13 protein-coding genes and 1 pseudogene are annotated in these 13233 nt (G+C 59.7%); 3 read left to right on the plus strand and 11 right to left on the minus strand.

Translation table 11 applies throughout. The annotated features are described in order from the left end of the window. Nucleotides 1-3 precede the first annotated feature (3 nt). Together rlmB and rnr are read right to left on the minus strand one after the other, a co-directional pair. A complete protein-coding gene (rlmB, locus tag OKC30_RS08285) occupies nt 4-753 on the minus strand; it encodes a 23S rRNA (guanosine(2251)-2'-O)-methyltransferase RlmB (protein ID WP_041214488.1) in 750 nt (249 codons plus the stop codon). Continuing rightward, nucleotides 750-3143, minus strand: coding sequence for a ribonuclease R (rnr, locus tag OKC30_RS08290; RefSeq protein ID WP_049636454.1), 2394 nt, complete (start codon nt 3141-3143; stop codon nt 750-752). Before rnr ends, rlmB begins: the two co-directional genes overlap by 4 nt. A gap of 133 nt (nt 3144-3276) precedes the next feature. Between rnr and OKC30_RS08295 the strand changes: the two genes are divergently transcribed. Further along, nucleotides 3277-4299 carry a GGDEF domain-containing protein gene (locus tag OKC30_RS08295; RefSeq protein WP_041214487.1) on the plus strand — a complete coding sequence of 341 codons (1023 nt, stop codon included), beginning with the start codon at nt 3277-3279 and terminating at the stop codon, nt 4297-4299. 279 nt (nt 4300-4578) lie between these two features. On the opposite strand, the gene luxS is transcribed toward OKC30_RS08295, so the two are convergent. The 8 genes from luxS to OKC30_RS08335 form a co-directional block, all read right to left on the minus strand. After that, nucleotides 4579-5088 (minus strand): S-ribosylhomocysteine lyase, encoded by a 510-nt coding sequence (gene luxS, locus OKC30_RS08300; RefSeq protein WP_010673112.1) that lies wholly within the window; start codon nt 5086-5088, stop codon nt 4579-4581. Between the two features lie 18 nt (nt 5089-5106). Next, a complete protein-coding gene (locus OKC30_RS08305) occupies nt 5107-5709 on the minus strand; it encodes a transglycosylase SLT domain-containing protein (protein ID WP_041214486.1) in 603 nt (200 codons plus the stop codon). Between the two features lie 46 nt (nt 5710-5755). Continuing rightward, nucleotides 5756-6094, minus strand: a complete 339-nt coding sequence (gene glnB / locus OKC30_RS08310) for a nitrogen regulatory protein P-II (RefSeq protein ID WP_005308848.1) — start codon at nt 6092-6094, stop codon at nt 5756-5758. A 9-nt stretch (nt 6095-6103) separates the two neighbouring features. Beyond that, nucleotides 6104-7726 (minus strand): NAD+ synthase, encoded by a 1623-nt coding sequence (locus tag OKC30_RS08315; protein WP_160837158.1) that lies wholly within the window; start codon nt 7724-7726, stop codon nt 6104-6106. A gap of 73 nt (nt 7727-7799) precedes the next feature. Beyond that, complete coding sequence (locus OKC30_RS08320) at nt 7800-9899, minus strand: type IV pilus modification PilV family protein (protein ID WP_160837160.1); 2100 nt, start codon at nt 9897-9899, stop codon at nt 7800-7802. Between the two features lie 12 nt (nt 9900-9911). Further along, the gene (locus OKC30_RS08325; RefSeq protein ID WP_160837162.1) at nt 9912-11009 is read right to left on the minus strand and encodes a PilX N-terminal domain-containing pilus assembly protein; all 1098 of its coding nucleotides are present in this window, start codon (nt 11007-11009) and stop codon (nt 9912-9914) included. Between the two features lies 1 nt (nt 11010). Beyond that, nucleotides 11011-11634: a PilW family protein gene (locus OKC30_RS08330; RefSeq protein WP_160837164.1), complete on the minus strand. Its 624-nt coding sequence runs from the start codon at nt 11632-11634 to the stop codon at nt 11011-11013. Continuing rightward, on the minus strand, nt 11625-12161 hold the full coding sequence (locus tag OKC30_RS08335; protein WP_160837166.1) for a GspH/FimT family pseudopilin: 537 nt from the start codon (nt 12159-12161) through the stop codon (nt 11625-11627). The genes OKC30_RS08330 and OKC30_RS08335 overlap by 10 nt, the downstream gene beginning before the upstream one ends. 94 nt (nt 12162-12255) lie before the next feature. On the opposite strand from OKC30_RS08335, the gene OKC30_RS08340 reads away from it, so the two are divergent. After that, the gene (locus OKC30_RS08340; RefSeq protein WP_160837168.1) at nt 12256-12642 is read left to right on the plus strand and encodes a type IV pilin protein; all 387 of its coding nucleotides are present in this window, start codon (nt 12256-12258) and stop codon (nt 12640-12642) included. 4 nt (nt 12643-12646) lie between these two features. On the opposite strand, the pseudogene OKC30_RS08345 reads toward OKC30_RS08340, so the two are convergent. Continuing rightward, nucleotides 12647-12781: pseudogene (locus OKC30_RS08345) on the minus strand (type IVa pilus pseudopilin TppA); the annotation flags it as partial. 80 nt (nt 12782-12861) lie between these two features. Here OKC30_RS08345 and OKC30_RS08350 point away from each other — a divergent pair. Next, nucleotides 12862-13233 (plus strand): ISAs1 family transposase (locus OKC30_RS08350; RefSeq protein WP_270809591.1); only part of this gene is annotated, 372 nt, incomplete at its 3' end.

A 13233-nucleotide genomic window follows, 5' to 3' on the forward strand; every position in this document is an offset into this window, starting at 1 on the left:
TTGTCAGACGCGGCGCTGGCGCACGGCTTCGAACAGGCAGACACCGCTCGCCACCGAGACGTTGAGGCTGGATACTGCCCCCGCCATCGGGATGCTCACCAGCTCGTCGCAATGTTCGCGGGTCAGGCGGCGCATCCCCTTGCCTTCGGCCCCCATCACCAGCGCCATGGGGCCGGTGAGTTTGGCCTGATAGAGATCGTGATCCGCCTCGCCGGCGGTACCCACGATCCAGACGCCGCGCTCCTGCAGCTCGCGCAGGCTGCGGGCCAGGTTGGTGACCTGGATGAGCGGCACCACTTCGGCGGCGCCACAGGCGACCTTGCGCACCACGGACGTGAGGCCTGTGGCCTTGTCCCGCGGCACGATCACCGCATGTACCCCGGCCGCATCGGCACTGCGCAGACAGGCGCCGAGATTGTGCGGGTCGGTCACCCCGTCCAGTACCAGCAGGAAGGGCGCTGTCTCTTGCGCCGCCAGACCGTCCAGCAGGCTGGCCAGGTCGTGCTCGGCCAGCTTGGGCGCTTCAATCACCTTGGCCATGATGCCCTGGTGATTGTTGCCTTCCGCCTTGTCATCCAGCGTCTTGCGGTTCACGCTCTGCACCCTGATACCGAGGGACTCCAGCTCGGCCAGCAGGGGATGCAGCCGCTCGTCATCGCGGCCCTTGAGAGCCCACACCTCGATGAAGCGCTCGGGGGTGCGCTCCAGCAGCGCGGAGACGGCGTGAATGCCGTAGATCAATTCAGTACTCATTTAGTGCTCTTGGCCTTGTCGCGAGCCTTTTTGCTCGGTCGTCTGTTGCTGGGCTTGGCACGGCCACCCTTGTCGGATTTGCCGCTCTCCTTGCCCTCTTTGCGTTTCTCGTGGCGCTGGGCGCTCTTGGCCTTCTCTTTCTTGATCTCGGCCTGCTTGCGCGCCATCTCCTTGGCGTTCTTGCCGGTGGCCTTGAGGGGCTCTTCCACCATCACGAAGTCGATCTTGCGATCGTCCAGGTTCACGCCCATCACCTTGACCCGCACCTTGTCACCCAGACGATAGCGACGGCGGAAGTTCTCGCCGATCAGCTGCTGGTGCAGCGGGTCGAACTGGTAGTAGTCGTTGGTGAGGGTGCTGACGTGCACCAGACCGTCGATGTGGATCTCCGCCAGACGCACGAAGAAGCCAAAACCGGTGACGCTGGCGATGACGCCGTCAAACTCGTCACCCACGTGATCCAGCATGTACTCGCACTTGAGCCAGTCTGCCACGTCGCGGGTGGCATCATCGGCACGGCGCTCCGTCATGGAGCAGTGCTCGCCCATGGGGTCCACTTCTTCCAGCTGGTAGTGGTAGCCACCGCTCGGCGTCCACTTGTGACGCAGGTTGGCCTGCTGCTCCTTGGCGGTCTGGTACTTGATCGCCCGGTGCAGGATGAGATCCGGGTAGCGACGGATCGGCGAGGTGAAGTGAGCGTAGGACTTCAGGGCCAAGCCGAAGTGACCGATGTTGTCGGCCTGATAGATGGCCTGACGCATGGAGCGCAGCAGCATGGTGGAGAGCAATTCCGCATCCGGGCGCCCTTCGAATTTGGCGGCCAGGTCGGCAAAGTCCTTCGGCTCGGGCTCCAGGCCCCCCTTGAGCTCCAGACCCAGTTCGGCCAGGAAGTCACGGAAGCCGGTCAGACGCTCCTCGCCCGGGCGGTCGTGCACCCGGAACAGGGCGGCGGCCTCGTTCTTCTCGATGTAGCGGGCGGCAGCCACGTTCGCCTGGATCATGCACTCTTCGATGATCTTGTGGGCGTCATTGCGCACCAGCGGTACGATACGGTCGATCTTGCGCTGGGCGTTGAAGATGAAGCGGGTCTCCTCGCTCTCGAACTCCACCGCACCGCGTTGATGACGGGCATGCTTGAGCGCCTTGTAGAGGTTGCTCAGCTCCTCGATGTGGCCCACCAGCGGATCATACTGCTGACGCAGCTTGGGATCCCCGTCCAGGATCGCCGCTACCTTGGTGTAGGTCAGGCGAGCGTGGGAGTTCATTACCGCTTCGTAGAACTTGTAGCCGGACATGCGGCCGGCGGCGGAGATGGTCATCTCGCACACCATGCAGAGCCGGTCGACCTGCGGGTTCAGGGAACACAGACCGTTGGAGAGCACCTCCGGCAGCATGGGCACCACGAACTCGGGGAAATAGACCGAGTTTCCGCGCTGATAGGCTTCGGTGTCGAGGGCCGTGCCCGGTTTCACATAGGCAGAAACGTCGGCAATAGCGACCCACAGGCGCCAGCCGCCACCGCGCTTGGCTTCACAAAAGACAGCGTCATCGAAGTCGCGGGCGTCTTCCCCGTCGATGGTCACCAGCGGCAGGGCGCGCAGGTCGATGCGACCCTCTTTGGCCTTCTCCGGCACCTGCTCACCGAGACCGGCGACCTCTTTGGTCACCTCTTCCGGCCAAGTGTGCGGAATGCCGTGGGTACGCAGGGCGATCTCGATCTCCATACCGGGCGCCATGTTCTCACCCAGGACTTCCAAGACGGTACCGACCGCATTGAAGCGAGCAGTGGCGCGCTGGTTGATGCGCACGACTACGACCTGGCTCTGGCGAGCCCCCTTGTTCTCCCCTTCCGGGATGATGATGTCCTGGCCGATGCGGCTGTCATCGGGTACCACGAAACCGACGCCGTTCTCGACGAAGTAACGACCGACGATGTCCGCCTCGCGGGATTTGAGCAGGCGCACCAGACGCGCTTCCTGACGACCCTTGCGATCGATCTCGGTCGGCTGCACCAGGGCATAGTCGCCATGCATCAGGCGCTGCATCTCGCGGTTGTTCAGGAAGAGATCCGCTCCACCACCCTCGGGGCGCAGAAAACCGAATCCATCTTTGTGGCCAAGCACATAGCCTTTGACCAGATTCAGGCGATCCGGCAGGGCGTAACATTGGTTGCGGGTGAACACGAGCTGCCCGTCGCGCTCCATGGCGCGCAGACGACGTCGCAAGGCTTCCAACGGCTCTTCATCGGTCAGCTTGAGGACCTTGGCCAGCTCTTCCCGGGACATGGGTTTCTCATGGCCCTTGATGAGCTCCAGCAGCATCTCGCGACTGGCGATGGGGTTTTCGTATTTTTCGGCCTCGCGTTGGAGGAAAGGATCTTTTTGAGACATAAGCAGGCCTTAGGGTAGGTAATAACGCAGACATTATATCGGAGGGGGGAGCTAATGGCATCCATCGACTGCCTTTTGGCCATTCTCTCTGTCATACTGGACACAGTTTGCAGGTATGTGAGACTCGGAACTCATGAGCAAGGACTCGTTCGCCCAATCTGCCGCCTATTTGAAACAGGCGGTTCCCCTGATGATCAAGTATCAAATTCCCACCACGCCGAACAACTATCACCTTTGGTACAGCTACGTCTCCGGCGACATGCCCGAACTCAACCATGCCGTCGATCAGGCGATAAAACAGCAGGGAACCTTCTCCCTGACCACCTGTGAGCGTCTCTACCACCAGCACCTTGCGGCCCAGGACGAGCAGCAGATGGAGGCGATGAAACTCAACCTCGCGGCCATGGCCAGCGAGCTGAGTCACTCGATGCAGGATGCCATCTCCGATACCGGGCTGTTTCAGGAGATGCTCGACAAGAGTTTCGACAAGCTGAGCAAGATAGACGACGAGGGGCTCAGCCTGGAAGACACCATGGGGATCCTGCGGGATCTCGTGCGCGAGTCGCGCGACGTACGCATGTCCACCCTCCACTTTCGCAACCAGCTCAGCAGCGCCGAGAAAGAGATCAAGGAGCTGAAACAGGCCCTGAACGAGACGAGGAAGCTGGCCACCGAGGACCCGCTCACGTCTCTGCTCAATCGACGCGCCTTCGATCTCGAGATGGACAGCCTCATCCGCAGCAAGCAGCCCTTCTCCCTGATCCTGACCGATATCGATCGCTTCAAGAACTTCAACGACGAATACGGACATCTGCTGGGGGACCAGGTGCTGCGCATCGTCGGCAAGCGGCTGCGAGAGGCCAGCAAGGAGGGCATAACCGCCTATCGCCTGGGGGGTGAGGAGTTTGCCCTCTTGGTGCCAAACCGCGCCCTGGCGCTGACCCGCCAGATGGCCGAGAGCCTGCGTCGCGTCATCGAGCGGATGTCGATTCTGGATCGCAAATCCGGGCGACGCATCGATCACATCACCGCCTCGTTCGGCGTGGGGGAATACATCCCTCAGGAGACGGCAGACACCCTGATCGAGCGTACCGACAAGCTGCTCTACAAGGCCAAGGAGCTGGGACGCAATCGGGTGATGCCACTGCCCTCCTGATCCCACCAAATGCAAAAAGGCCGGTCATTGACCGCAATGCTGTTCACTTAAGAGAATTTGAGTTCCAGTCCACGTAGTATCAGGGCTAAAAATGAGGGAGGCATGATGCCTCCCTCTTTCTATTGCAAGCCACGCTGGATAAAGGCTGAAGGAACATCGACTGGAAACAGCCTTGCTCCCCCAACTCAAGTCGCATTTATGAATAATTAGTCAAAAATGTGCTTATCTGAACAGCATTGCGGTCATTGACCGGCCTTTTTCATGCTTCCCTTCTCGGGATCAGAGGCTTTTCAGCTTCTCTTCCGGCAGGGCCAGCTCGTCATTGTGGTTGACACCGATACCGCGCTCCAGCACATGGCGGGCGATGGCATGGGCCTCTTCCAGCGAATGCATGCTGTAAGTACCGCACTGGTATTCGTTCAGCTCGGGGATCTTGCCCTGATCCTGCACGGTCAGCACGTCGCTCATGGCGGCCTGCCAGGCAGCGCCAACACGGGCTTCATCCGGCGCACCGATCAGGCTCATGTAGAAGCCGGTGCGGCAACCCATGGGAGAGATGTCGATGATCTCCACCCCGTTGCCGTTCAGGTGGTCACGCATGAAGCCGGCAAACAGGTGCTCGAGGGTGTGGATGCCGCGCTCGGAGAGGATCTCCTCGTTCGGCACGCAGAAACGCAGGTCGAACACGGTGATGGTGTCCTTGTTCGGGGTCTGCATGGTCTTCGCCACCCGCACTGCCGGGGCGGCCATGCGGGTATGGTCGACGGTAAAACTGTCCAATAACGGCATTTCTGACTCCTGATTTGGTTACCAGAACCAGCCCCCGCTGGAGAGCTGATCCTTGCATTGTCGATACTGGGCACCGTAGCGCTGGGCACGGGCCTCCACCTTGCGGGAGACCTTCATCAGCCATCCCTTGCTGCGGTAGCTGCCACGCCGATAGCCACCCCACCCTTCGTGATAATTGAGATACTGGCCATAGGCATCCCACTTGGAGGTGCCGTTGAGCCGCTGTGCCTTGTGAGTGTACCAGCCCATGAAATCGATGGCGTCGGCAAAGTCGTCGCGATCGCTCCAGCCGTTGCCGGTTTCCCGCTGATAGTCGGCCCAGGTTTCGTCTTTCACCTGGGCATAGCCGTAGGCTGAACTGGCCCGCCCGGTGGGGATGAAGAGGAAATACTGCATCGGCGGCTGGGCATCGTGCACGAAGGAGGACTCCTGGTACATCATGGCCATCACTACCTGGACAGGTGTCCCCCACTTCTCGTTCATCTTGAGCGCCGCCTCGTGCCACTCGGGTTTCTCCCGAAAGATCTGGCACAGGTTTTCCGGCTGGGCCGGCGGCCGGGTACTGCACGCGGTGAGCGCCATCAGGCACGCCGCCACGACCCCGATACGGTACAACGACATCAGAACGACAGACTCTTGCTGTTCATCACAGGGCACATCCACCACATCAGATCGCGTCTTCGTTCTCTTCACCAGTACGAATACGAATGACGCGCTCCACCTCGCAGACGAAGATCTTGCCATCACCGATCTTGCCGGTACGCGCTGTGTTCTGGATGGCTTCCAGGCAGGCATCGAGATCCTCGTCCTGCACCACCAGCTCCACCTTGACCTTGGGCAGGAAGTCGACCATGTACTCGGCACCGCGATAGAGCTCGGTATGGCCCTTCTGGCGGCCGAACCCCTTGACCTCGGACACTGTCATGCCGTTGATGCCGATCTCGGCCAGGGCCTCGCGTACATCGTCCAGCTTGAACGGTTTGATGATGGCTTCAATCTTCTTCATGGTGACTCCTTACCAGTTCTGTTTGCCGAACCCGGACGTGATGGGATAACGGCGGTCCTTACCAAAGTTGCGAGCCGTGATGCGAGGGCCGACGGCGGCCTGACGGCGCTTGTATTCGTTGAGATCCACCAGCCGGATCACCTTGCGCACCACCGCCTCTTCGAAGCCCTCCACCACCATGTCGGCCACGGAGGCATCTTCTTCCACGTAGCGCTTGAGGATGGCATCCAGGATGTCATAGGGCGGCAGGCTGTCCTGATCCACCTGGTCCGGCGCCAATTCTGCCGAAGGCGGGCGGTCGATGACCCGCTGCGGGATCACATAATCGACGGAATTGCGGTATTCGCACAGCTTGAAGACCAGCGTCTTGGGCACATCTTTCAGCACGTCGAAGCCGCCGGCCATGTCGCCGTACAGGGTGGCATAGCCGACCGCCATCTCACTCTTGTTGCCGGTGGTCAGCACGATGCGGCGACGCTTATTGGACAGCGCCATCAAGAGCACGCCGCGGCAGCGGGCCTGCAGGTTCTCTTCGGTGGTGTCGCGGGCAGTCCCTTCAAACAGAGGCGCCAGCTGGGTCATGAAGCCTTCGAACATGGGTTCGATGGAGATGATGTTGAACTCCACCCCCATCCGCTCGGCCTGCTCCTTGGCATCCTCCACGCTCATCTGGGCGGTGTAGCGGAACGGCATCATCACCGCCTGCACCTTGTCCGCCCCGATGGCATCGGCCGCAATGGCCAGGGTCAGCGCCGAGTCGATGCCGCCGGAGAGACCCAGCACGGCGCCGTGAAAACCGTTCTTGGTGACATAGTCGCGCACCGCCAGCACCAGGGCCTGATAGGTCTCGGCCAACGGTTCCAGCGGCGCTGCGGGTTCCCGCTCCTTCACCGGCTGACCATCGGCAAAGCGCACCAGCGCCAGCTCTTCGGCAAACGGAGCCAGCTTGTGGGTCAGCTCGCCCTGGCTGTTGAACACCTTGGAGCAGCCGTCGAAGATCAGCTCGTCCTGGCCGCATACCTGGTTGAGGTAGATGAGCGGCAGGCCGGTCTGATCGCAGCGTTCCGCCATCAGCTCGCGGCGGATCCAGGGTTTTTCCTGATCATAAGGAGAGGCATTGATGGTGAGCAGCAGCTCGGCCCCCGCCGCCTTGGCGGCCAGCGCCGGACCCGGCTGCCAGAGATCTTCGCAGATGAGCAAGCCCAACTGATGGCCACGGAACGGCACCACACAGGTATCGGTCGCCGCAGTGAAGTAGCGCTTCTCGTCGAACACCCCGTAGTTGGGCAAGTCCTGTTTGAAATAACGTGCCCGCAGTTGACCGCGCTCATAGAGAGACGCCGTATTGTAAAGCGCCCCCTCTTCGCGCCAGGGATGGCCCACCAGAATGGCACATTGTCCCTGCCATGCCGCGATGCGGGACAGCGCAGCCTCGACCCGGACCATCAGGTCGGTGCGCAGCAGCAGATCCTCAGGCGGGTATCCTGTCAGGGCCAGCTCGGAGCAGACCAGCAGATCGGCCCCTTGCTGATCGGCCTGGGCTGCTGCCGCCAGTACCTTGTCACAGTTATCTTCGATGGCGCCTACCGTCAGATTTAACTGGGCAAGCATCAGAGAGAGGGCTTTTGCCATGGCGATGCATCTTGAATTCGAAAATGATGGGGAATGATAAAGAAAAGGCGCTGGCTGTGCCAGCGCCCAAGGCTCAAGGGGTGCAAGTCAGGTTGGTCGCGTTGGTCACGCCGTTGTCCACCAGCAGTGAACAGGGGCCGCTCAGCACCTGATTGTTGGGCTGAGGCGTTATCTGCACGCTGAAGGAGGGTGGCTGCAACATATAGGTGGTGCTGCCCTGGTTAGAGTAAGAAAGATTGATGGCCAAGGTCGAGTTCTCCGGAGCTTCACATAGATAAGATGCCGGTTGATTGTTGGCCTGTGGCTTGTCGATGCGGCAGGTAGCGCCAGAATTTGGGGTACTGATATTCAGGTTGTTGAAAGCATTTTTACTACATGCCTCAGGCGGTGGATTATTGTTCCCTTTCCCGCGTTCAAGACATTGAATACGGCCGCTAACCTTCATGGTTGGCACCGTCTGCTGCCCCACATCGATTTTGACCAGCATGTCCGCCGTCTGCGCCAGCGACTGATCCCGCGGCGAGATGAGCGAAGCCGTGATGCCAGAATTCCCCTGATAAGCGGTAACGCGCACAGAAACGCTCTGCAGCACCTGGTTGCTGTCCTTGGTCGATTTCTTCGCCGTCATGTAGCCGCGGCTGTAACTGCCGAAATAGTAGTTGTTGAGATCCACCACCGTCTTGACCGTCTCGTTGGTGACGGCGGCATAATCGGTGGCATTGCCCGTCAACAAGTTCTGCGGAGCCATGGCCCACTCCGCCAGCATGGTCAGGTTGATGTCCTGAAACGGCACCTTGGTCAGATAGTCCACCGCGCTAGTATCAATCCCCACCAGATAGACAGGGTCGAGCACATCCACATAGATGCCGCGGGCGATGAGCTGCGCCGTACCCGTACTGACTGTGATCCCGGTCGTAGTATCCCCCCCGGCTTCCGCGTTGGTAGCCAGCCAGACTGAAAAATCGGTGATGGTCGGCAAGGTGGCGGAGGCCCCCTGGGTCCAGTTCAGGGTCGACTTCTGCCAGTCGATGTAGGTCTTGACCACATACTTGATGTATTTCTGATAACTGGCCTGATTCGCTGGTTTGGCCAGGAAATCGGCCGTGGTCACCACCACCTTGACCAGGTTCCAGTCAGGCAGGGGGCGATAATAGCCATCCAGCCGGACAAAACGGCAGGCATCCACGTACTTGCCGCTGTTCGCCGTGCTGAGGCTGCTGCTGTAGCGTACCCGGCTGGTGTTGAGCGGAGCATAGAAGTTGGTGAAGCTGGAGCCACTGCCATCGAAGTGATCCTTGCAGCAGCTGGTACAGAGCGTCGGCTGGCCATTGACGCTGCTGTCGAGCGTCCCCGTGGTCTTGGTCTGCAGCGAGCCTGATTTCCAATAGAGCTGGTTGCTGGCTGAACTGTAGGCCTGACCCGGCAGGTAGGCGCTCAGGCTGGAGCCATAACTGCAGGAACAGGAGACGGATGCCATATCCTGCAGCACCTGCTGGGTATTGCCACCCGCTGCGGGTTTGTAAGTCACCGTCTCGAACTGGACCAGCTTGCCCACCAGACCATCTTTGGATGTGACGGTCGGCAGTGGCTTGCTGGTCTCCTGCTTGTTGCCATCCCCCAACTCCACCGAGATGACGTCAGGCGCCACGCCGGGGGTATAGTTGACCTTGGGGCCCTGCCTCGCCGTATTCAAACCGCCATCTAGTTGGGAGGAGCTCAAAGACTCGATGGGCGAAACATTGCCAGCCAGTTGCAATGTACGAGCCTGTCCTTCGCTGTCCGTCCACCCGACGTTGACCGTGATCGCCTTGCGGCCCGGGTAACTCAGGCGATAGCCCGCCGGGGCCACGTTCTGCCAGGTTGAGCCATTCAGATACTGATTGGTCACCGTCCATCCCACCGAGTAGGCCTCACCCGACAAGGTTACTGTCGAGTTGGCGGAGGCAATCTGGTTGTAGGCGGTCAGTGGGGCCGTCGCGTTCACTACGCTATTGAAGTTGCGAAACTCATCCAGTTTTGACTCTGCCAGTCGCATCGCCGTCTCATAACGCCGGCCATCCTGCGAAACCGTCAGCGCCGACTTGGACATGGCGACCAGGCCGACAATGCCTACTCCCAGCACCACCAGCGTGATCAGGATCTCCAGCAGGCCAAATCCTTTTTGCCCTTTCATCTCCATATCCCCTTACCAGTCTCGCCAGCTGCCGGGCACCTGATTGACAATCTGGAATGCGGCACCATTCGAGATGTTGCTCAGGACACTGGCATCATACTTGGCATCGTAGGTACCGTTGGCGTTGCCCAGTTGATAGTTGGAAACCATGGCGCCATACACGATGGCCCCACCGGTCAGCTTCACATCCGTCCCGGCAGCAGCAGGGTTGGATGAGTAGGCAAATACCAAGCCATACAGCACCGTATTGCCGTTGACCGCCAGATTGCCATTGCGCACGATGAGAATCACAGGCGCCGTTGCAGAGCCAACGTTGGAGGAGGGCTTGCAGTCCCCATCCACAATGATGAGGCCGGTTGAGGCAGGACCAAGCGAGCTGCAGTCTGTCAGCTTCTGGGTAGCCCTGGCCTCCAGATTGGCCCAACCGTTGGCATCATCCTTTTCATTGAACAGATACCAGACCAGATCGGTCGGGAAGGCAGTATCGTTGTCCTTGATATCCGGCTGCTTGTCCCCCTTCTGGCTGATGTTGGCCGAACAGCCGCCGTCGTAGTCCCCCTGATGGCAGGTCTGTCCGGTCCCCGTTATCAGATCGACGTTGCCGCTGGTCCAGACCGACAGTGGTACCCCCAGCCCGCCACCATTGGGATTGGCCACTATGGTGAAGTTGCCGCCGACCGCCATGCCGCCAGCCACGGTCAGAGGTGCGGCAGGAGAGCCGGCCAGTACGCTGAAACGCACGACCTTGGTTTCGACTGCCGCCTGGGCCTGACTATTGCTGAGAGTCGCCTGGGAACGAACCCTTATCGGCGTCACGACCACTGACCCCACCGTGATGGCAGTATCGTCAGAAGATGACAGGGTATAGCTGCCCGTGGTCAAGGTAGTCATTGCCCCGCTGGTCCTCCAGCTCGGGTCCAGCGTCAACCGCCCGAGTCCATCGGCCAGACCCACTTCCGCCATTGCCATGGCCTGACGATAGAGCACCTCGTTGAGGGTCACTCGCCGATCGGCCACCAACATCTTGCCAACCAGCAGTGAAATGCCCAGCAGGATCAGCACCAGCAACAAAGTGATGGTGAAGGTGGTAAAACCGGTTTGTCGGCTCATGTCAGTACCCATCATTGCGCAGTTTTATATCCCGCTGCAGATTCAGCGTCAGTGCCGGTGTGGCCTTGAATCGCCCGCTCACCATCAATTGCAGCGCCCTCGCCCCGCTGACCTGACTGCTTGGCAGGAGCCTGAACGTCATGGCGGTGATTTCTACGGTATCGTCGCTGGAGATCAGACTGCCATTACCGCAGGTCGTGGTACCGGTCCCCTGTTTGATCCCCTTGTCAGCACTGCTGTAGCTGTAAATCAGGGTGTCATCACTGCTCAGCACTCCGTTTTCATCGTTGTCATAGCGCACCCTGATACAGGTATACAGGCCGGAACCCGTCGCGGTTTCATTCATCAGGTCTGTGGCCGTATCAAAATAGAAACTGGATCGGCTGCCAGAAGGGGCGGCAAGAAACTGGGTGGCGTTGGCGTCATACCCCGCCCGCTGGATGTCTCGTGCCATCATGTCCGTCAGCAACTGAACTTCCTGGTTCAGGCGGCTGGTCTGCATGGCGGTGTAATTGGCCTTGAGAATGGTGGCAAACAGCGAAATGACGGCGGCCACCAGCAGCAAGCCCGCCACCATGGCCACCATCAGCTCGACCAGGTTGAAACCCCGCACTTTCAGTTGCATGCCACCTCCCCCGCTAGGTTGCTGACGGCACAGGTACGTACCCGCCCAAGGTTGTTGGTGACAACCTTCATACTGGCGGCCGAGGAGCTCACCGTGATGCTGCCGCTTGGCAGGGTACCGCGCCGGGGGGAGAAGCTGATGGGACGTATCTGGCTTGAGGACTCCGTGTAGGTGCCCGTCAGAATGATCCCGGGAAATTCACTGGCATCAGCGCCTTTGCGTCCCTCGATGCTGGAACAGGTGTCGCTGCAACTGGCGCAACTGCCATCGATCCTGATGCGATAGCACCAGCTGTCGGTACCGCTGTTGAACAGGATCATTTGCAAATTGCTGTTGCGTTTGAGCGCTTCGGACTTGAGCAGCATCATGTCGGTGTAGACCGCCTGGGTGGCCGCCTTGACCATCTGATCCTGGCGCAGGGATTGATAACTGGGGATGGCCACGGTCAGCAACAGGGCGACCAAGGACAGGGCAACCATCAGCTCTATCAGGGTAAAACCGGCGGATCTGCCCTTTCTGCCTTCCATCAGCTCAAGACTCCATTCTTTTTGCACGTGCCAGTAGGGTCTACTGTCAGTACTATCCTATAGTATCAACCTGTTTCACGAAGCATGCCGCCCCATGAGAATCAAACAGTCCGGAATCACCTTGCTTGAACTGATCGTCGTGGTCGCCATCGTCGCCATCATAGCGTCTGTCGCCTATCCCAGCTTCACCGATGGCTTGCGCAAATCCCGCCGGGCCGAAGCGCTCAAGGGCTTGCTCAGCATGCAACTGAAACAGGAAGAGTTCCGGGTTTCCAATACCAGTTACAGCGCCACCCCCTCCCAAGTGGGCAACCCCACCAGCAGCTACTATGACTTCTCCATTTCAGGTGCCACCGCCACCAGCTACACCCTGATCGCCACCAGCAAGGGGGCACAAGCAGGCGACAAGAGCGGCAGCACCGCCTGCGATACACTGACCCTCGACAAGGCCGATACCAAGACTCCTGCCGCCTGCTGGTGACAGACTACCAGCACTCGGCTGCCGTCATGCTGGCCATCGATACCCCCTGCTGTCCGCCCTGATCAAGGGTCAGCAGGCCGCAAGGATCGCCGTTCATCACCCCGGTCGGGATCGCCGTCAGGGTATAGCCAGGGCGGGATCATACCCTGAGATTTAATGGAACTTTCTGATTTTTCAGCGATCTGATCGGGTGTTCTCATCTTATTGGAGCCACCCGTTATGGACTTCTTCGCCCACTTATCGCTCATCGAAGACCCGCGCAGTTCTGTCAATCGTCAACATGATCTGGTCGATATCATGTTTCTGGTAATGGCCGCTGTCGTTTCCGGTTGCGAAGGCTGGCAGGAGATCGAGGATTTCGGTACTAACAAGCTCGATTGGTTGCGCAAGTACCGACCTTTTGCCGGCGCCATCCCAACCCGTCACTCGATTGCCCGCATCATCAGAGGCATCGCTATCGAACCGCTGGTACACGCCTTGTTTACCTGGGTCAATGCCCGTCGCCAAGCCGCTTGTCAGTCTATCATTGCCATCGATGGCAAGACCATACGAGGGGCAGTCAACCAACACGGGTCCGATAATTGCCTGCAT

Origin of the sequence: Aeromonas sp. QDB18 (genome assembly GCF_027705325.1) — a bacterium.
In the GTDB taxonomy this organism is placed as follows: Bacteria; Pseudomonadota; Gammaproteobacteria; order Enterobacterales; family Aeromonadaceae; genus Aeromonas; species Aeromonas caviae.